The sequence below is a fragment of the Microvirga sp. 2TAF3 genome, from assembly GCF_052114965.1.
In the GTDB taxonomy this organism is placed as follows: Bacteria; Pseudomonadota; Alphaproteobacteria; order Rhizobiales; family Beijerinckiaceae; genus Microvirga.
Genome location: NZ_JBFRFT010000011.1, coordinates 132,549 through 150,885, shown reverse-complemented (window position 1 = coordinate 150,885; position 18,337 = coordinate 132,549). Strand labels below are relative to the sequence as shown.

The following is an 18,337-nucleotide window of genomic DNA, read 5'->3' as shown; positions in this document are numbered from 1 at the left end:
CCCGGCTTGGCCTCGGAGCCCTTGCCGAGCTTCTTGAAGACGGCGTTGTCGAGCCAGATCGTATCATCCTTGACATTGAAGTCGGTGATCGTGTCGAGGTTGGTCTTCTTGTTCGGCTTGGTGTCGAACACGAAGATATCCTTGCCCGCGCCGCCGGTAAGCACGTCGTTGCCGAGACCGCCATAGAGCTTGTCGCTGCCCGAGCCGCCCTTCAGGAGGTCCTTGCCTTTCGTGCCTTTCAGAATCTCGACCGCGACATCGTTGATTCTGATGCTGAAAGTCTTCTCGAACGAATCGCCTCCCGCATCTCTGACCCGGACTTTGATCTGATGGGATTGGGCTTCTTCGAAATCGAGCTTGGAGCTATCCGCTACGACGACCTTATTGCCGCGCAAAACGAAACGGCCGCTTGCACTATCGGGTAGCGAATAATGGAATGTGTCGCCCGTGTCGGCATCAACGGCCGAGAGCGTGCCCACCACCGTCTCGTTGGAAGCGTTCTCCAGCACGGCGTTGTTGCTCAGGAGGATATCTGTCGGCGCATGGTTGTTCGTCGCCAGAAGACCGGCAAGGTTGAGCGTCATATCGGCGAAACGAAAGTTCTCGATTCCGACAAGCGTGTCCTGCCCATCTCCGTCCGGACGCTTGTCGGTGATAACGACTGATCCGTCCTCGTTCTGCCTTGCGGTGTAGTATGCACGGTTGCCGATGTAGCCCGCCGTATCCTCTCCCGCTCCGCCGTCCAGAACGTCGTTGCCGCTGCCCCCGACCAGGATGTCGGAACCCGCGTTGGCTGTGATGGTGTCGTTGCCTTCCAAGCCCCAGATTTCGTCGTCTGTGGTGTTGCCGGCAAGCGTGTTGTCTCCCATTGTTCCGGTCGACAGTTCCTTATCCAGCGAAAAGGCTGTTTGCAGATTGAAAGAGTATGAGCCCGTTTCGACGAAGGTGTTGCTGGAAAAGCTGATCTGAAAGGCTTGAGACGTCGTGGGCGTTATGATGACGAGGCTATTGTCGGAGCTGGCTCCGCCGAACAGCCTCTCATGCCCGTCGTTGTCGACCGTATGGAACAGGTCGAATGCCGGTTGCTCGACTTTATAGAAATATCTTTTGCCCAGCTGGGCATTCAAGACGAACGAGTCGGTGTCGGTTGCGCGCTCCAGGACGCCGTAATATCGGCCCGACGAGACATTCGTCGCATCCCAGAATTCTCCGCCGTGGTCGTCGGCGTAGCTCGCAGCTATCGATACGGCAATCCTGTAGCCTCCGACATCCGCCATCTGATCGCCGCTCGCCGCAACGTAATAAAAGCCTGAAAGGACAGGTGTGTAGTAAGTGTTGACGCTTCCGTCGATCGAGGGTGCATATCCGCTGATGAAATCGCCATTCGTATCGTAGAGTTCGAGATACATGTGGCTGGCGCCGCTCACGCCGTGGACGCTGGTGCCCATGGAGGAGAAATTATAGCGGGCGCCTGCCTGCAGGTAGACGGAATACAGGTCCCAATCGCCGTCTGCTCCGCCTTTGTCCGTGATCCAGCCAAATGCCGACTGGCCGAGGGTGAGATAACCGCTCGTGTCCGACGAATACGGCATATCGCTATTAAAAGAGGTCTCTCCGAGGCTCATTGTCTTTCCCGTTAAATATTCGATATATCATTTCATATGAATTATGTCTTGGCTATTGTCGGCAAAGATGAGCAGCCTATCGCCAACGGAGGTCGGTCCTGAATGACTGCCTTACCCGGCGATAAGGATTAAAGTCCCAATAAACCCACGATTTCCTCCGCCCCGGCGGTCGGGGACAGGGTGCCCTCAGCGATGGCCCGCTCGATGTCCGGCACGCGCTTGCGGATGGCGGGGTCGTGGGTAAGCCGGTCGTGGAGGCGCTCATGGACGAGGGCCCACATCCATTTGGCGTCTTGCGCCCGGCGCTTTGCGGCAAGCTCGCCTGTCGCCTCCAGACGGTTGCGGTGGTCGAGCACCTTGGCCCAAAGCTCGTCGAGCCCTTGGCCGGTCAGGCCGGAGACGGTGAGAACCGGCGGTGTCCAGTTGGCGGAGGCGGGGGTGAGGATATGCAGGGCGGCGCGATATTCGGCCGCCGCCGCCTTGGCGCGCGCATCCGCATCGTCCGCCTTGTTGACCGCGATCATGTCGGCGAGTTCGAGAATGCCCTTCTTGATGCCCTGCAATTCGTCGCCCGCACCCGGCAGCATCAGGACGAGAAAGAAATCGGTGAGGTCGGCGACAGCGGTTTCCGATTGTCCGACGCCGACCGTTTCGACGAGGATCACGTCGAACCCGGCCGCTTCGCAGAGCAGCATCGTCTCGCGGGTCTTGGCCGCCACGCCGCCGAGGGTGCCGGAAGACGGGGAGGGGCGGATGAAAGCGTCGGGATCGGCGGCGAGCCTCGCCATGCGCGTCTTGTCGCCGAGAATCGCGCCGCCCGTGCGGGTGGAGCTCGGATCGACCGCGAGAACGGCGACCTTGTGGCCGCGTTCGGTGAGCATGCTGCCCAAGGTGTCGATGGCCGTGGATTTGCCGACGCCGGGGACACCGGTGATGCCGACGCGCACTGCCTTACCGGTGCGGGACATCAGCTTCTGCAAGAGGTCCCGCGCGGCGGCGCGATGGTCGGAGCGGCGCGATTCCATTAGGGTAATGGCACGCGCCAGCGCGGCGCGGTCGCCGCGCGCGACGGCTTCCGCGGTGATGTCGTTCGTCCGTTGCAGGCCCCCGGTCATGACAGAGCTTTAGAGCATTTTCCGCAAAAGTGGACACCGGTTTTGCGGCAGAAAATGCGGCCCTTCCGAAAGAGGGGGCATTTTCCGCAAAAGTGGACACGGGTTTTGCGAGGAAAGCGCATCTTCTCAAGAAGACGGAGGCTTTTCATCAGATGACCGGATCCATGCCGATCCGTCCCCAGCCGGGGAGCTTGATCGCCGGGCGGCGCAGATCGAGCCCCGCGACGAGGCCGAGCAGATCGAACTCGACGCCCTCGACCCAGCCGACCGACAGGCCCGCATAGCCGCCGAGGGAAATCTGGAAACCCGTCCGGCTCGGAGTCAGGCCGACGATGTCGCGAAAGGGTTGCCAGTCCTTGCCGAGCGCCGTCGGCGGCAGGGCCGTGCCGAGTTCGGGCACCGAGCGCATCACATGTGCCACGAAGGTGTTGGAGTTCGGGCCCGGCCAGGCGTTGTAGTTTCCCGAAAAGCGATAGGGATAGGCCGCGACCGCCTTCTGGATCTGCGGGATCAGCCGCGCGGCGGCCTCGCCTTCGATGAAAAGGATGGGTTGCGGCACATTGCCGAACCAGCGCCCGTCAGGCGCCCATCCGTTGGTGCGGACCGGGCTGCCCCAGCCGACCTTGTCGTAGCGGGTATATTGGCTTGCGCCTTCCTCCTTCACCACGACCCAGGTGTGGTGCGCGAAAATCCCGCGCCAGCGCCCGACCCGCGCCGCGTAGATCGCGACGATGGCCTGCGGCGCGGCGGCGGGCTGCGGCAGAAGCTCCGCACTCGACCAATCGGCGCTGCGCCAGTTCGAAGCAACATCGTCGCGCGTGGTCCACCACAGGGCGTGGGCGCCGAGGGGAAGAAAGAAAAGACTGACGATGACGACAAGGGAGCGGATGAGAAGTATCATTATTGCGAAAATAGACGTTGGCCCTCGCTGCATCAAGGCAAGGCCGCATTCTGGATGCACCGGTTCACCAAGGATTCACCATCTTCCCCAAAGGTTGCCTCAAGGGTTACGGATGTCTCTGGCCTCCGCCTTGCCCTCGCCATCATCGACGGCAAAACAGCGGGCCCGGATTCTCTTCACTCTTCCCTCCTCCCTTCAGTCTATCGGTTTCATGTTTTCACACCTCGCCCGCTTCACCGCCATCGGCCTCGTCAGTCTTGCCGTTTCCGGCTGCATCGGCGGCGAGACCATGCTTCCCAAAGTTCCGTCCGCGCCCCGCGCCGGTCTGTCGAACGATCCGCGATTGCTGATCGCGACGACGCGGTTGCCGGTCGGCGACCCGATTCGCAAGCCGTGGTTCAGCGGCGAGCGGTCGCCCGATTTCATTTACGCCGAGGCCCGCCTGACGCCGCCCGACCGCTCGCTCGTCGGGCGTGTGACATCGAGCGGCTGGAACATTGCCTCCGTCGATTCCCTCAGCCGGACGAGCGCGGCGCAATCCTTCGCGCAGGCCGCCCTCGGGCGCGATCTCCTGCTCTACATCCACGGCTATCGCGAGAGCTTCGAGACCGCAGCGACCTCGACGATCCAGCTCTCCGAGGGCATCAAGTTTCCCGGCGCGACGGGCCTCTTCACCTGGCCTTCAGCCGGATCGACCTTCAGCTATGTGAGCGACCGCGAGAGCGCCATGTGGTCGCGCGATGCGCTGGAGGATCTGTTGACCGCCATCGCCCGCAGCCCGAGCGGCGGGCGCATCCACATCGTGGCGCACAGCATGGGCACGCTCCTGACGCTCGAGACCTTGCGGATGCTGCGCGGCTCCGGCGGCGAGAGCGCCATGTCGCGCATCGGCGCGGTGGTGCTGGCAGCCCCGGACATCGATATCGACCTCTTCGCCCGCAGCCTGGAGCGCCTCGGCCCGGACGCGAAGAAAATTACCGTCATCAGCTCCACCAACGACCGGGCGCTCGCGGTATCGAGCCGCCTTGCCGGCGGCATCGTGCGTGCGGGGGCAGCGGATCGCGAGCGGCTGGAAGCCTTGGGCGTCCGTGTCGCCGACGCCTCCGAGTTCGGCAGCGGCATCGTCAACCACGACCTCTTCCTGTCGAACAAGGAGGTGGAACAGGTAGTGAAGCGCGCGATCGAGCGGGAGAGGATGTAAGGCATAGTCGCTTTCTCCCGAAAGATGAGTCGGGATAAAAGAGGGGCCCCGCCGTCACTCCGGGGTGCCGGAGGCGAGTCCGGAACCCATTGCCGCTCACGTATCAGAATCGTCTACAGCGAGAGCCGTTGCATCATCTCCCGAAACGCTCGTGTTTATGGGTTTCGGGCTCTCGCTTTGCTCGCCCCGGAATGACGGAGGTTCCCTTCTCGACACCGCGTCTCGCCTGTGGCTCTATCGTTGCGTTCGCCACAGGGACATCGCCATGACCATCGAGACCTGGCTCGCTTTTGCTGCCGCTTCCGCCGTTCTGCTCGTCATTCCGGGACCGACGATCCTGCTCGTCGTATCCTATGCGCTGGGCCAGGGCTGGCGCACGGCGCTGCCGATGGCGGTCGGCGTCGCGCTCGGCGATTTCACTGCGATGACCCTCTCGCTCCTCGGCCTCGGTGCGCTGCTCGCCGCATCGGCGACCGTGTTCACGATCCTGAAATGGGTGGGCGCGGCCTATCTCGTCTGGCTCGGCATCAAGCTCTGGCGGGCAGGAGGCGCGCTCGACGCCAAGCCGCGCACGGATGCGGTTTCGTCGTTGAAAATGCTGAGCCATGCCTGGCTCGTGACGGCGCTGAACCCGAAGGGCATCACCTTCTTCGTGGCCTTCCTGCCGCAATTCATTGACCCGAAAGCCGACCTTTTCCCGCAGGTCGGCATCTTTGCGGCAACCTTCCTCGTGCTCGCTTTTACGAATGCTTTCACCTACGCGCTCATCGCCTCGCGGGCGCGGAGCGTCGTGCGCAATCCGCGCACCATGGGGATCGTCAACAAGGTCGGCGGCAGCCTGCTGATCGGTGCGGGCATCGCGACGGTTGGGTTGAAGGCAGGGCAGTCCTGAGGAATTGCGCTCCAACTCCGCAATCAGCGGATAAAGGCTTGAAAGCTTAGCAATAATTAACTATTGATATATTGTTCCGAAACATGGTTCGACGGTGGATCTGAACGATGGCCGGACCAGGTGAGCAGGTTGCACGTCTCCAGCGGGCCATGGGGCCTTTCCTGGTCATGACCGTGATTTGCAGCGTGCTGGGGCTCCCTATCGCCATTTGGCTCAATCTGCGGCTCCTCTCGCAGCATATGCTGCAAACGCAGGCCAGCGAGATCAACAGGATCATCGACGAGATGCGAAGCTTCTACGGCAGCGATGTCGTCGGGCGGGTGCTCCAAACGGTCGATCCCGTCACGGTTTCGCACAATTACCGGGATGTGCCCGGCGCAATTCCGATCCCGGCGACCCTTTCCATCGAGCTCGGGAAGCGCATCAGCGCTTATGACGGCTCGGTCAAATACCGCTTCCTCTCGGATCTGCCTTTCAAGGGGCGCGAACCGTATCAATTGGACAGCTTCGAGCAGGATGCGCTCTCCCGCCTGAGGGCCGATCCTACCCACCCCATCACCGAGGTTTCAGGGTCGCTGTTCGATCAACAGGTGCGTATGGCTGTCCCGGTTGTGATGGGGCAGGTCTGCGTCACCTGTCACAACCTGCATCCCGACAGCCTCAAACGGGATTGGAAAGTCGGTGACGTGCGGGGGATCCAGGAAATCTCGGTAGCCCAGCCGATTGCTGCGAATATCCTTTCGTTCAAATTCCTGCTTTCGTATTTCATCCTCGCTTCGGCTGCCGGCCTGATGGCGATTGCCTTGCAGCGTCGGCAGGCGCGCCTGATTCAGGGCATGAACCGGGAGCTTGCCGAGATCAACGATTTTCTGGCCGGTATTTCGACGAAGCTCGCCCGGTATCTCTCACCGCAGATCTACAAGAAAATCTTTCATGGCCGGAAGGATGCTGCGATCACGACCGAGCGTAAGAAGCTGACGATCTTCTTCTCCGACATCAAGGATTTCACGGCCATTGCGGAGCGGCTTCAGCCGGAAGATCTAACCGCGCTGCTGAACGAATACTTCACCGAGATGTCCGCCATCGCGCTTCAGCACGGGGCGACTGTCGACAAGTTTTTCGGCGATGCAATTCTCGCCTTTTTCGGCGACCCCGAAACCAAGGGGGTCGAGGAAGACGCGCGGTCCTGCCTGCGGATGGCCGTCGACATGCAGCGCCGCCTGGAGCAGTTGAACCTAAAGTGGCGCAAACGCGGCATCGATCAGCCATTCAGCGCCCGCATGGGCATCAACACGGGCTTCTGCAATGTCGGCAATTTCGGCAGCGATGCCCGGATGGACTACACGATTATCGGAACGGAAGCGAACCTCGCCGCGCGGCTGCAGACGATTGCGGAGCCCGGCGGCATCTGCCTCAGCTATGAAACCTATGCGCTGGTGCGCGACTTGGTGCGCGCCATGCCGCTCAAGCCTATCACCATCAAGGGCATCGCCCGCGAGATAGTGCCTTATGCCGTCGAGGGCTTTGTGGGAGAACTGGCAGAGCGCTCGCGGGTGATCAGCGAGAATGTCACGGGCCTCGATCTTTTCCTCGACCTGGATGCCCTTGGCGAAGATGCAACGGAGAGAGCCAGGAGGCGACTGACGGAAGCGCTTGCGGCGTTGGATGTCAGGGCGAAGCGGACGCTTGCCGATTGAGGATCGACCTGCCGGTGTCGAGCAAGCCGCCCCGCCTTAAAGAATCCTATTCCGCCGCCTGCTTCGGCTCGTAGCCGAGCCTGCGGTTCAACTCGCCGATGAGGTTGACGGCGGCATCCGCAATCACCGTGCCGGGCGGGAAGATCGCCGAGGCGCCGGCCGCGTGGAGCGCATCGAAATCCTGCGGCGGGATCACGCCGCCGACGACGATCATGATGTCGTCGCGGCCGTATTTCGACAGCTCGGCGCGCAGTTCCGGCACCAGCGTCAGGTGGCCGGCTGCGAGCGAGGACACGCCGACGATGTGGACGTCGTTCTCGATAGCCTGACGCGCGGCTTCCGCGGGCGTGGCGAAGAGTGGGCCGATATCCACGTCGAAGCCGAGATCGGCGAAGGCCGAGGCTATCACCTTCTGGCCGCGGTCGTGTCCGTCCTGGCCCATCTTGGCGACGAGAATGCGCGGGCGGCGGCCGTCATTGTCCTCGAATTCCTCGACCAGACGACGAACCTGCTCGACCATCGGCGACGCCATGCCGACCTCCCGCTTGTAGACACCCGAAATGGCCTTGATCTCGGCCCGGTGACGGCCCCAGACCTTCTCCAAGGCATCGGAAATCTCGCCCACCGTGGCCTTGGCGCGCGCGGCCTTCACGGCGAGGTCGAGCAGGTTGCCCTCGCCCGACGCCGCCCCTTTCGACAGAGCGGCGAGCACCGCATCCACATCGGCCTGGCTGCGCTCGGCCCTGAGGCGCTTGAGCTTCTCGATCTGGCGGTTGCGCACCGCCGCGTTGTCCACCTTCAGGATGTCGATGGAGGCTTCGTCGGTGGGTCGGAAGGCGTTCACGCCGACGATGATCTGGTGACCGGAATCGATGCGCGCCTGGGTGCGCGCGGCGGCTTCCTCGATCTTCAGCTTCGGAATGCCGGCCTCGATGGCCTTCGCCATGCCGCCGAGCGCTTCCACCTCCTGGATGTGGCCCCAGGCCTTCTCGGCGAGTTCCTGCGTCAGGCGTTCGACATAATAGGAGCCGCCCCAGGGATCGATGATGCGCCCGGTGCCGCTCTCCTGCTGCAGAAAGAGCTGCGTGTTGCGGGCGATGCGGGCGGAGAAGTCGGTTGGCAGGGCCAGCGCCTCGTCGAGGGCGTTGGTGTGCAGCGATTGCGTGTGACCTTGCGTTGCCGCCATTGCCTCGATGCAGGTGCGGGCGACATTGTTGAACACGTCCTGCGCGGTCAGCGACCAGCCGCTCGTCTGCGAATGGGTGCGCAGGGGCAGCGACTTCTCGGAACTCGGGTTGAACCCTTTCACCAGCTTCGCCCACAACAGGCGCGCGGCGCGCATCTTGGCCACTTCCATGAAGAAGTTCATGCCGATGGCCCAGAAGAACGACAGGCGCGGCGCGAACTGATCGATGGTGAGCCCTGCGGCAAGCCCAGCGCGGATATATTCGACGCCGTCGGCTAGCGTGTAGGCGAGTTCCAGGTCCTGCGTCGCGCCGGCCTCCTGCATGTGATAGCCGGAGATCGAGATGGAGTTGAACTTCGGCATGTTCGCGGAGGTATAGGCGAAGATGTCCGAGATGATGCGCATCGACCCCTTCGGCGGGTAGATATAGGTGTTGCGCACCATGAACTCTTTGAGAATGTCGTTCTGGATCGTGCCGGAGAGCTTTTCCGCCGGAACGCCCTGTTCCTCCGCCGCGACGATGTAGAGGGCGAGCACGGGCAGCACCGCGCCGTTCATGGTCATCGACACGCTCATCTGGTCGAGCGGGATGCCTTCGAACAGGGTGCGCATGTCGTAGATCGAGTCGATGGCGACACCCGCCATGCCGACATCGCCCGACACGCGCGGATGATCGGAATCGTAGCCGCGATGGGTGGCGAGATCGAAGGCCACCGACAGGCCCTTCTGGCCGGCGGCGAGGTTGCGACGATAGAAGGCGTTGGAATCCTCGGCCGTGGAGAACCCGGCATACTGGCGCACGGTCCAGGGCTGATTGACATACATGGTGGGGTAGGGGCCGCGAAGATACGGCGCGATCCCGGGATAGGTATCGAGGAAGTCGATGCCCGCCCGATCAGCCTCGCCATAGGCCGCCTTGACGGGAATGCCCTCCGGCGTGAGCCAGGGTTCCGCGTTCGTCGTTCCCTTTCCCTCACCGTGCCCGGCCGGGGATGTCACGGGTACTTCGGCTAAGGAGATGCTCGAAAAGTCCGGGATACGGGTCATGCTTCAATCAACGCTTACACCGAAAATCGTCCGACAGTTTAGGCCCTTTGGCCCCGTCGGGCTATCACTTAAAGAGCAGTCCTGCCCGGCTGGATATTCAACTGTCGATCCAATGCCCTGGATCTTTGAAGCGTAACGGGCCTAGATTACAAGAAATAGTATATCTCTTGGGGGCTTCATGCAATTCCGCCCTGCTTCCCCGCGCCCCGACAGCGCCGCTCACATCTGGCCACCCATCGAGCGCTTCATCGAGCTTGAGGAAAGGATCGGTCGTGCCGCTGCCGCGCGCGGAGCTGTTGCCAGTGGCTGCTACGAATTCCTCCGCTTCGGCATCAAGGAGGGATGGGCCTGCCTCTTTGGCGGGGCGATGTGCGCGCTCCTGATCGTCACGCATCTCTGGTATCCGCGCGATTTCGGTCTCGCGCGATATGACTTCATCTTCCTCGCCGCCCTCGCGATTCAGGTCGTCCTTATTTCCTTCAAGCTGGAGACGATCGAGGAGGCTAAGACCATTTTTCTTTTTCACCTCGTCGGCACGGCCATGGAGGTGTTCAAGACCAAGATGGGGTCGTGGATCTATCCCGAGCCGAACTTCTTCCGTATCGGCGGCGTGCCGCTTTTCACCGGCTTCATGTATGCCGCCATCGGTTCATATGGCGCCCGTGCGTGGCGTTTGTTCGATTTCCGCTTCACCCACCATCCGCCGCTGGCTGCAACGATCCTCTTGTCAGTGGCGATCTACGTGAACTTCTTCACACATCATTACGTGACCGACCTTCGTTACATTCTTTTCGCGGCCACAGCGCTGCTCTTCGGACGCACGATGATCTACTTCAAGGTTTGGCGGATTTACCGCCGCATGCCGCTGCTCTTGGGCTTCTTTCTCGTGACCTTGTTTATATGGTTTGCCGAAAACATCGGGACATTCGCGGGAGCCTGGCTTTACCCCAGTCAACTCAAAGGCTGGTCTCTGGTGCCGATGGCCAAGCTCGGCTCCTGGTACCTATTGATGATCATCTCCTACGTCATGGTGTCGGTGGTGAACAGCCCTGAAGAAATGCGGGGAGAAGTGGGGCTCTGACGCGGCTCTTAGCCGGAAATGGTGCTGGAGCGCTTCTGCGCCGTCCAGCGGCCCGAGCAGCCGAGCATGCCCAGCTTCCAGGTACCCGAGCCGGATTTGACATTCAACTCGCCGCTGGCATCGACCTTGGCGACGCTGCGGCGGATATCGAGGTTGAGCGAGCCGTTGGGCTGAATCTTCCCGTTCACAATGGTCGGAGAATCCCCAGGCGCCAGGATGTAGCGGACATTCCCGTTCTCGACGGCGATGGAATAATTGTAGCTGCGGTCGCACATGCCGGAATTCGTCACCATCTGCACGCTCCAGGTGCCGTCATGGGAGGGGGCACCGGGCGCCGCCATGACGGCTCCGGTCGGGGCGGCGGCGAGCCCTAGGGCGACAATGAGTCGTGTCGTAAAATTCATGCGTAATCTCTCTCGCTCGACAGGCGGTGCCATGCCGCCGGGCCTCAGGCTCCGGCTGCGTCGAGAGCCTCGCTGAGAACCTTCAGGGTATCGCACCCGATATGAATGAATTGTTTTATTCCCGCCCTTGTCAGGCTATTTTCGAATTCTGTGGGGCGTTCGGCCAGAAAGATAGGGCCGACATTTGCCTCACGCAAGGCTTCTGTCGCTGATATAGCCTGATCCTTATAAATCTCATCTGATGAACAGATGCAGATAAGCTTCGCTTTGCTCTCGATCACGGCTTTCTTGAGCTCATCTAAACTTGAAAATTCGTCATTCGATATGGATTCTATCCCCCCTGCCTCGAAGAAATTTTTGGCAAAAGTGGCCCGCGCGGTGAAGGCCGCGAGCGGGCCGAGGGTGACGAGGAAGACTTTGGGGCGCTCTCCCATGCGCGCCATATAGGCATCCGAGCGGTCACGCAGGCGCTCGAAGGCCTCAGAGATGCGGATCGAGGGCAGGGGCTCTACATACACCGCCTGCGTCGGAGAGGACGCGATCTCCCCGTTTTCCCGTGCGGGAGAAGGGAAAAGCACCGTCACGTCCGCCTCGCGGATATTGGGAAATTCGCTTGTGCCGGTGATCGGCTCGCGGCGGGTGGCGATGGCCTTGTCGCGCTGGGCGCGGGTCGCGGCGATCCGCTGCTGGAGCGCGCCGCGGGCGAGGCTCTCCACGATCCCGCCCTCGCGCTCGATCTCCTGAAACAGCGCCCAGGCTTTCTCGCAGAGCGCATCCGTCAAGGCCTCGAACCCGCCCGCGCCGGCGGCTGGGTCGGCGACGCGCCACAGATTGGCTTCGTGGAGAAGGATCAGCTGCGTGTTGCGCGCCACCCTTCGGGCAAAGGCGTCCGGCAGGCCGAGCGCCGCCGTGAAGGGCAGAACCGTGACCGCGTCCGCGCCGCCGATCCCGGCCGAGAAGGTGGCGATGGTGGCGCGCAGCATGTTGACCCAGGGATCGCGCCGCGTGGTTATCCGCCAGGCCGTCTCGGCGTGCAGGCGGATCGGCTTCGGTTCGAGGCCGGAGGCCTGTTCGATGCGCGCCCAGAGACGCCGCAAGGCCCGGAACTTCGCCACGGTGAGAAACTCGTCCGCATCGGCGACGAGAAGGAAGGCGAGGGCATCGCGGGCGGCATCGGGCGTGTGGCCATGCGCTTCCAGCGCCCGGAGGTAGGCGACGCCCGTCGCCAGAACCGCCGCCAGTTCCTGGGCCTCGCTGGCTCCCGCTTCGTGATAGGCCCGCCCGTCTGCGAGGGCGGTGCGTCCTTTGAAGCCGCGCGCCGACAGAGCGGCCAGGGTCTCGCCCAGTCGCCCGGCCACCACGTCCCACGGGGCGGAGAGCACGCCCGTCGCCGCCATGGCGCCGATGGGATCAAGACCGAGATCGACGGACAGATCGGAGAGCTTGTGGCCGCGCCGCTCCGCCAGCGCTGTGAACAGCCCCGCCACCTGCCGCCCATGCCCGCCCGCATCGAGGCGTAGATGGATGAGATCGAGCATCACGCCGTTAAGCGCCCGGTCGAGATCGTCGATGGTGTCGACGGCAACGCCGAAGCCGCGCGCGGCGGGAGCCTTGCGGGTGACGAGGGTCAGCGCATCCGCGCCGCCTTCGAGATCGGCGAGCGCCAGTTCGTTTGCTTTTCCCGGATCGGGATGATCGACCCGCTGCGAGACCCGCCACGGGCCCGCCTCCGCACGGGCGATGCGCTGAGCGCCTTCCGCCTTCGGGTAGAGCGGCTGGATCTCAAGCCCGTCATAGGTTCTGGAAACAAGTTTCTTCTGAAAATCCGCGCCTTTCAGCACCCCTTCGACCTGCCTGAGCCATTGCTCGCGGGTGGCTTTCGGAAAGTCGGCGGCAAAGTTCAAATCGTCCATAAGGGCTTCTCGTCCGGAGGCGAAATCGTTGGGCGAGAATACCGGAAATTTGTTGATCGTCATCCCGGGGCCGCATCAGCGGCGCCCGAGATCGTCGGCTGCGTGAGGCGCACTGCTTTGATTGCCATCCCGGATCGCCTTCGGCATCCGGGATGGCGAGGTCACACGAACTGCGACAGGCCCGGAATCGACCCGATGATGGGCCCCATCACATCCTCGCCCGCCTTCTCGCGGCCATAGGCGAAGAGTTCGCGGCCCAACGGCTGCATCTGGCCCATGGAGACGCCGAGGCCCATCAACTGGCCGCCGAGCGCCATCACGCCGCCGCCGAGCGAGCCCACCATGCCCATGAGGCCGCCACCGCCGCTGCTGCCTGCCTGCGCGATGGCCTCCTCGGCGCCCGGCAGCGCCGCGATGAGCTGGCCGACCTCGTTCGGGGGGCCTTCCTTCTGGAGGTAGGCGAGAATGACGCCGATGGCCTTCTGCGCCGTCGAGGCTTCCAGGCCCGTCTTCTCCGTCACGCGAGCGATGAGCTCTTCCATGGGATTCTCCTGATTGACTTGATCGAGCGGATACTTCGCGCCGAAGCCCTCCGAAATCAAGGCGCGCAAGAGTGGAAACCGGGCGCGGGATTACCTAGACTGAAGGGGCAGCAGGAGGAACACGATGCTCGAGGACGGCAAGATCTTCATCGGCAAGAGCACCAAGCCGGAATATCTGGATCTGGCGCTCGCCAACCGCCACGGTCTGATCACCGGGGCCACGGGCACCGGAAAAACCGTCTCCCTGCAGGTGCTGGCGGAGGGTTTCTCCAATGCGGGCGTTCCGGTCTTTGCCTCCGACATCAAGGGCGATCTTTCCGGTATCGCCGCGCCGGGCAATGCCAAGGATGCCTTCATCAAGCGCGCCAAGGAGGTCGGCATCGAATACACGCCGGATAGATTCCCCGTGGTGTTCTGGGACCTGTTCGGCGAGCAGGGGCACCGGGTGCGGGCGACCGTGTCGGAGATGGGGCCGCTGCTTCTCTCGCGCCTGCTCGATCTCAACGACACGCAGGAGGGCGTGCTCAACATCGCCTTCCGCATCGCCGACGATCAGGGGCTTCTGCTGCTCGATCTGAAGGATCTGCGCGCGCTTCTGCAACTCGTTGCCGACAGCGCGCAGGAGCTGACGACCACCTACGGCAACGTGTCGAAGGCCACCATCGGCACCATCCAGCGCCAGCTTCTCGTGCTCGAGAACCAGAAGGGCAACGAGTTTCTCGGCGAGCCGGCCCTCGACATCAAGGACCTGATGCGAACGGACCGGGACGGGCGCGGCGTCGTCAACATCCTTGCCGCCGACAAGCTGATGAACAATCCGCGCCTATACGCCACTTTCCTCCTGTGGCTGATGTCGGAATTGTTCGAGACGCTGCCGGAAGTCGGCGATCTCGATCAGCCCAAGCTCGTCTTCTTCTTCGACGAGGCGCATCTTCTGTTCGCCGATGCGCCCAAGCCGCTGATCGAGACGGTGGAGCGGGTCGTGCGACTCATCCGTTCGAAAGGCGTCGGCGTCTACTTCGTCACGCAGAACCCGGCCGACGTGCCGGAGACGGTGCTGGCGCAGCTCGGCAACCGGGTGCAGCATGCGCTTCGCGCCTATACCCCGCGCGAGCAGAAGGCTGTGCGCGTCGCGGCGCAGACCTTTCGCCAGAACCCGGCCTTCGACACGGAGAAGGCGATCACCGAGCTCGGCGTCGGCGAGGCCCTGGTCTCGATGCTCGAAGGCAAGGGCGTGCCCTCCATGGTGGAGCGCACCCTCATCGCGCCGCCCATGGCGCAGGTGGGGCCGATCGATCAGGCCGAGCGCCAGCAGATCATCGCTGCAAGTCCATTGCGGGGAAAATACGAGCAGACTATCGATTCCGAATCCGCCTACGAGATGCTGGCGAAGCGTGCGGAGAAGGCCGCCGCCGAAGCTCAGGGCGGAGGCGGCATCCTCGACATGCTCGGAAACCTCTTCGGCACCAACAATCAGCGCAAGGGCACCATGACGGTCGGCCAGCGCGTCACGCGCGAAGTCACCCGCACGGTCGTCAACCAGACCGTCGGCTCCATCGCCGCCGAAATCGGCAAATCCATCGCCGGCCGCCAAGGCGGCTCCATCGGCCGCGCCATCGTGCGCGGAACGCTGGGCGGATTGCTGCGGCGCTAGAGTGAGGGGCGCCGCATGGGCCAGAGCTGTGATTGAAGGGCGACGGCCGCCAGCATTCCGGCAAGCTGGGCGAGGATGAAGCCCGGCATATGGGCGGGCGCGATGCCCGCGAACGTGTCCGACAGCGAACGGGCGATGGTGACCGCGGGATTGGCGAAGGATGTCGAGGCCGTGAACCAATAGGCGGCCGTGATGTAGAGGCCGACCGCGTAGGGAACCGATGAGGGCGCGCGGGCGACGCATCCGAAGATCGTCAGCAGCAAGCCGAATGTCGCGATGAATTCCGCGATCCATTGTCCGGAGCCGGCACGGGCCGTCAGCGAGACTTGCCATACCGGCAGTTCGAACATGAGATGCGCCATCCAGACGCCGATGATCGCGCCTGTGATCTGAGCCGCCACATAGGGACCGGCTTCCCGCCAGGGCAGATCGCGTTTCAGGGCGAAAGCGATGGAGACGGCAGGGTTGAAATGCGCGCCCGAGACGGGGCCAAAAATGAGGATCAGAACGACGAGGATGGCTCCTGTCGGCAAGGTGTTGCCGAGCAAGGCCAGAGCCATGTTCCCACCCGCCAGCTTCGCGCCCATGATGCCCGAGCCCACGACCGTCGCGAGAAGAAAGGCCGTTCCGAGACACTCCGCGAGCAGGCGGCGCGAAAGCGGTTCCATTACGATTCCTCGCCTGCACGCGGCGTCGCTCCATCCATGCTTCCGATATCCGCAAGGCGGCTGGTGAGGGATTGTCGATCGAGGTTCGCAAGGGGCAAAGCGACAAAGGCTGAGATGCGGTTGCGCAGATACTTGAACGCGGTGACGAAAGCGCGCTCCTTCTCGAGATCTGTCCCTTCGACCGCTGCGGGATCCTCGATGCCCCAATGCGCAGTCATGGGATGACCCGGCCAGACCGGGCAGGCCTCGCCAGCGGCGCTGTCGCAGACCGTGACGATGAAATCCATCTTCGGCGCATCGGGGCCGTCGAATTCGTCCCAACTCTTCGAGCGAAAATCGTCGGCCGGATATCCGTAGCTTTCGAGCACTTTCAAGGCAAAGGGATTGACCGTGCCCTTGGGTTGGCTTCCGGCAGAAAAGGCCTTGAAGCGTCCCTCGCCGTCCTTGCGGAGAATGCCTTCAGCCAGGATCGAGCGAGCCGTGTTGCCGGTGCAGAGGAAAAGGACATTGAGGACGCGATCAGTCATGGGCGGAAACCTTAGGGGCAGCAGGGGATGAGATCGGCAATGAGCGGTGCGCAGATATCGGCGCGGCCGTCACAGCAATCCTTCAGTAGAAACAGCACCAATTCCCGGAGGCTGGCGACATTCGCCCGGTAGACGATCGAGCGGGAATGCCGCGTACCGATGACGAGGCCCGCTCGCGATAGAACCGCCAGATGGGTGGACATCGTGTTCTGAGGAACCGCCAGGACCCGGGCAAGCTCGCCTGCAGGTATTCCGTCCGGCTCCCGTCTGACGAGCAGCCGGAATATTTCCAGCCGCGTCGGTTGCGCGAGCGCAGCCAAGGCGCCTATGGCATCTGTATTATCCATATTTCCAGAAATATCGATTTATGATGACGGCTATATGACGGTGCCTCGTCTGGTTCGTTAGCGAGATGCCGATCGCCCCTTGCGGCCAACCCCCGGTTGGGGGCACCTTGTCGCCGCCTCGGATTCTCGAACCACACGGAAAATCATGTCCCAGCTCGACAAAGTCCTTAGCCAGATCGATTCCGACCTCGATTCCTCCCTGGAGCGCCTGTTCCAGTGGCTTAAAGTTCCCTCGATCTCGACCGATCCCGCCTACAAGGATCATTGCCGTACGGCAGGCCAGTGGCTGGTGGACGAGTTGAAGGGGATCGGCGTCGATGCGTCTTTATGCGAAACCGGCGGGCATCCGGCCGTGGTGGGCCACGCCAAGGGCGGGGCGAAGCCTCATGTGCTGTTCTACGGCCATTACGACGTGCAGCCGGTCGATCCGCTGGACCTGTGGGAGAGGCCGCCCTTCGAGCCGCGTATCATCACCCTGCCGGACGGCCGCAAGGCCATCAGTGCCCGCGGCGCCTCCGACGACAAGGGGCAGGTCCTCACCTTCGTCGAAGCCTGCCGTGCCTGGAAAGCCGTGACCGGCTCGCTGCCCATCGACATCACCTTTCTTGTGGAAGGCGCGGAGGAGGATGGCTCCAAGTTCCTGCCCGAATTCATCGTCGCCAACAAGGACGAGCTGAAGGCCGAGGTGGCGCTCGTCTGCGATACCGGCATGTGGGACCAGAACACGCCCGCCATCACCTCCTCACTGCGCGGCATGGTCTATGAGGAAGTGATCGTGCGCTGCGCCGATCGCGACCTGCATTCGGGCATGTTCGGGGGCGCGGCGCAGAACCCGATTCACGTGCTGTCGAAGATCATCGCGGCGATCCATGACGAGAACGGCCGCATCACCGTCAAGGACTTCTACGACGGCGTGCCGGAAACACCGACGCAGATCCTTGAGCAGTGGAAGAAGCTGAATCTCACCGAAGAGGAATTCCTCGGCCAGGTCGGGCTGAAGAAATCCGCCGGTGAGAAGGGCCGCATGCTGATCGAGCAGATCCAGTCGCGCCCGACCTGCGATGTCAACGGCATCATCGGCGGCTATACGGGCGAGGGCACCAAGACCGTGATCGCGGCGGAGGCGCGCTGCAAGGTCTCCTTCCGCCTCGTGGGCGATCAGGATCCGGCGAAGATCTCGGAGAACTTCAAGGCTTTCGTGAAAGCACGCATTCCCGCCGATTGCTCGGTCGAGTTCATCTCGCACAAGGGCTCCCGCGCGCTTGCGCTGCCGCACGACTTCCCGGCGCTCACCGCAGCGAAGGCGGCGCTCCATGACGAGTGGAACAAGGATCCCATCGTCATCGGCATGGGCGGCTCGATCCCGGTCGGCGGCGATTTCAAGCGCACGCTCGGACTCGACACCCTGTTCGTCGGCTTCGGCCTCGACGACGACCGCATCCATTCGCCGAACGAGAAATACGACCTGAAGAGCTTCCACAAGGGCACCCGCTCCTGGGCGCGGATCCTCGCGGCTCTGGCGCAGAAGTGAGGGGGA

At 62.8% G+C, this 18,337-nt stretch carries 16 protein-coding genes; 6 read left to right on the top strand and 10 right to left on the bottom strand.

Annotation, left to right across the window (positions count from 1 at the left end; all coding sequences use genetic code 11):
* The 3 genes from AB4Y97_RS13080 to AB4Y97_RS13070 all read right to left on the bottom strand — a co-directional run.
* A partial coding sequence (locus tag AB4Y97_RS13080) for a M10 family metallopeptidase C-terminal domain-containing protein (protein ID WP_441999477.1) occupies positions 1-1,592 on the bottom strand: 1,592 nt, incomplete at its 3' end.
* A 161-nt stretch (positions 1,593-1,753) separates the two neighbouring features.
* Positions 1,754-2,740 carry a methylmalonyl Co-A mutase-associated GTPase MeaB gene (gene meaB / locus AB4Y97_RS13075; RefSeq protein WP_441999476.1) on the bottom strand — a complete coding sequence of 329 codons (987 nt, stop codon included), beginning with the start codon at positions 2,738-2,740 and terminating at the stop codon, positions 1,754-1,756.
* A gap of 148 nt (positions 2,741-2,888) precedes the next feature.
* On the bottom strand, positions 2,889-3,641 hold the full coding sequence (locus AB4Y97_RS13070; RefSeq protein WP_441999475.1) for a DUF3750 domain-containing protein: 753 nt from the start codon (positions 3,639-3,641) through the stop codon (positions 2,889-2,891).
* A gap of 211 nt (positions 3,642-3,852) precedes the next feature.
* Here AB4Y97_RS13070 and AB4Y97_RS13065 point away from each other — a divergent pair, with 211 nt between their 5' ends.
* The 3 genes from AB4Y97_RS13065 to AB4Y97_RS13055 all read left to right on the top strand — a co-directional run bounded on the left by AB4Y97_RS13065 (position 3,853) and on the right by AB4Y97_RS13055 (position 7,431).
* Positions 3,853-4,842: an alpha/beta hydrolase gene (locus tag AB4Y97_RS13065; protein ID WP_441999474.1), complete on the top strand. Its 990-nt coding sequence runs from the start codon at positions 3,853-3,855 to the stop codon at positions 4,840-4,842.
* A 265-nt stretch (positions 4,843-5,107) separates the two neighbouring features.
* Positions 5,108-5,734 carry a LysE family translocator gene (locus AB4Y97_RS13060; protein ID WP_441999473.1) on the top strand — a complete coding sequence of 209 codons (627 nt, stop codon included), beginning with the start codon at positions 5,108-5,110 and terminating at the stop codon, positions 5,732-5,734.
* Positions 5,735-5,841: 107 nt separating this feature from the next.
* On the top strand, positions 5,842-7,431 hold the full coding sequence (locus tag AB4Y97_RS13055) for an adenylate/guanylate cyclase domain-containing protein (protein WP_441999472.1): 1,590 nt from the start codon (positions 5,842-5,844) through the stop codon (positions 7,429-7,431).
* A gap of 46 nt (positions 7,432-7,477) precedes the next feature.
* On the opposite strand, the gene scpA is transcribed toward AB4Y97_RS13055, so the two are convergent.
* Positions 7,478-9,664 carry a methylmalonyl-CoA mutase gene (gene scpA, locus AB4Y97_RS13050; RefSeq protein ID WP_441999471.1) on the bottom strand — a complete coding sequence of 729 codons (2,187 nt, stop codon included), beginning with the start codon at positions 9,662-9,664 and terminating at the stop codon, positions 7,478-7,480.
* Positions 9,665-9,842: 178 nt separating this feature from the next.
* Here scpA and AB4Y97_RS13045 point away from each other — a divergent pair, with 178 nt between their 5' ends.
* Positions 9,843-10,745, top strand: a complete 903-nt coding sequence (locus tag AB4Y97_RS13045; protein ID WP_441999470.1) for a DUF817 domain-containing protein — start codon at positions 9,843-9,845, stop codon at positions 10,743-10,745.
* 8 nt (positions 10,746-10,753) lie between these two features.
* Here AB4Y97_RS13045 and AB4Y97_RS13040 read toward each other — a convergent pair whose 3' ends face one another.
* The 3 genes from AB4Y97_RS13040 to AB4Y97_RS13030 all read right to left on the bottom strand — a co-directional run bounded on the left by AB4Y97_RS13040 (position 10,754) and on the right by AB4Y97_RS13030 (position 13,604).
* A complete protein-coding gene (locus AB4Y97_RS13040; protein WP_441999469.1) occupies positions 10,754-11,149 on the bottom strand; it encodes a hypothetical protein in 396 nt (131 codons plus the stop codon).
* Between the two features lie 44 nt (positions 11,150-11,193).
* Entirely contained in the window at positions 11,194-13,062 is a 1,869-nt protein-coding gene (locus tag AB4Y97_RS13035) for a methylmalonyl-CoA mutase family protein (protein ID WP_441999484.1), read from the bottom strand.
* A gap of 161 nt (positions 13,063-13,223) precedes the next feature.
* Positions 13,224-13,604, bottom strand: a complete 381-nt coding sequence (locus tag AB4Y97_RS13030; protein ID WP_441999468.1) for a DUF2267 domain-containing protein — start codon at positions 13,602-13,604, stop codon at positions 13,224-13,226.
* Positions 13,605-13,728: 124 nt separating this feature from the next.
* Between AB4Y97_RS13030 and AB4Y97_RS13025 the strand changes: the two genes are divergently transcribed.
* Positions 13,729-15,258 (top strand): helicase HerA-like domain-containing protein, encoded by a 1,530-nt coding sequence (locus tag AB4Y97_RS13025; protein WP_441999467.1) that lies wholly within the window; start codon positions 13,729-13,731, stop codon positions 15,256-15,258.
* Here AB4Y97_RS13025 and AB4Y97_RS13020 read toward each other — a convergent pair.
* From AB4Y97_RS13020 to AB4Y97_RS13010, 3 genes are read right to left on the bottom strand one after another with little or no spacing between them, the layout of a single operon-like run.
* Positions 15,255-15,926 carry an MIP/aquaporin family protein gene (locus tag AB4Y97_RS13020; protein ID WP_441999466.1) on the bottom strand — a complete coding sequence of 224 codons (672 nt, stop codon included), beginning with the start codon at positions 15,924-15,926 and terminating at the stop codon, positions 15,255-15,257. The genes AB4Y97_RS13025 and AB4Y97_RS13020 overlap by 4 nt on opposite strands.
* On the bottom strand, positions 15,926-16,453 hold the full coding sequence (locus tag AB4Y97_RS13015) for an arsenate reductase ArsC (protein WP_441999465.1): 528 nt from the start codon (positions 16,451-16,453) through the stop codon (positions 15,926-15,928). Before AB4Y97_RS13015 ends, AB4Y97_RS13020 begins: the two co-directional genes overlap by 1 nt.
* Positions 16,454-16,464: 11 nt before the next feature.
* The gene (locus AB4Y97_RS13010) at positions 16,465-16,800 is read right to left on the bottom strand and encodes an ArsR/SmtB family transcription factor (RefSeq protein ID WP_441999464.1); all 336 of its coding nucleotides are present in this window, start codon (positions 16,798-16,800) and stop codon (positions 16,465-16,467) included.
* Between the two features lie 145 nt (positions 16,801-16,945).
* On the opposite strand from AB4Y97_RS13010, the gene AB4Y97_RS13005 reads away from it, so the two are divergent.
* Positions 16,946-18,331: a M20/M25/M40 family metallo-hydrolase gene (locus AB4Y97_RS13005; protein WP_441999463.1), complete on the top strand. Its 1,386-nt coding sequence runs from the start codon at positions 16,946-16,948 to the stop codon at positions 18,329-18,331.
* Positions 18,332-18,337: the final 6 nt, after the last annotated feature.

Bases quoted from the DNA above. Each gene is read 5' to 3' on its own strand.
- meaB (WP_441999476.1), bottom strand. From the start codon at position 2,740: ATGACCGGGGGCCTGCAACGGACGAACGACATCACCGCGGAAGCCGTC.
- AB4Y97_RS13070 (WP_441999475.1), bottom strand. From the start codon at position 3,641: ATGATACTTCTCATCCGCTCCCTTGTCGTCATCGTCAGTCTTTTCTTT.
- AB4Y97_RS13065 (WP_441999474.1), top strand. From the start codon at position 3,853: ATGTTTTCACACCTCGCCCGCTTCACCGCCATCGGCCTCGTCAGTCTT.
- AB4Y97_RS13060 (WP_441999473.1), top strand. From the start codon at position 5,108: ATGACCATCGAGACCTGGCTCGCTTTTGCTGCCGCTTCCGCCGTTCTG.
- AB4Y97_RS13055 (WP_441999472.1), top strand. From the start codon at position 5,842: ATGGCCGGACCAGGTGAGCAGGTTGCACGTCTCCAGCGGGCCATGGGG.
- scpA (WP_441999471.1), bottom strand. From the start codon at position 9,664: ATGACCCGTATCCCGGACTTTTCGAGCATCTCCTTAGCCGAAGTACCC.
- AB4Y97_RS13045 (WP_441999470.1), top strand. From the start codon at position 9,843: ATGCAATTCCGCCCTGCTTCCCCGCGCCCCGACAGCGCCGCTCACATC.
- AB4Y97_RS13040 (WP_441999469.1), bottom strand. From the start codon at position 11,149: ATGAATTTTACGACACGACTCATTGTCGCCCTAGGGCTCGCCGCCGCC.
- AB4Y97_RS13035 (WP_441999484.1), bottom strand. From the start codon at position 13,062: ATGGACGATTTGAACTTTGCCGCCGACTTTCCGAAAGCCACCCGCGAG.
- AB4Y97_RS13030 (WP_441999468.1), bottom strand. From the start codon at position 13,604: ATGGAAGAGCTCATCGCTCGCGTGACGGAGAAGACGGGCCTGGAAGCC.
- AB4Y97_RS13025 (WP_441999467.1), top strand. From the start codon at position 13,729: ATGCTCGAGGACGGCAAGATCTTCATCGGCAAGAGCACCAAGCCGGAA.
- AB4Y97_RS13020 (WP_441999466.1), bottom strand. From the start codon at position 15,926: ATGGAACCGCTTTCGCGCCGCCTGCTCGCGGAGTGTCTCGGAACGGCC.
- AB4Y97_RS13015 (WP_441999465.1), bottom strand. From the start codon at position 16,453: ATGACTGATCGCGTCCTCAATGTCCTTTTCCTCTGCACCGGCAACACG.
- AB4Y97_RS13010 (WP_441999464.1), bottom strand. From the start codon at position 16,800: ATGGATAATACAGATGCCATAGGCGCCTTGGCTGCGCTCGCGCAACCG.
- AB4Y97_RS13005 (WP_441999463.1), top strand. From the start codon at position 16,946: ATGTCCCAGCTCGACAAAGTCCTTAGCCAGATCGATTCCGACCTCGAT.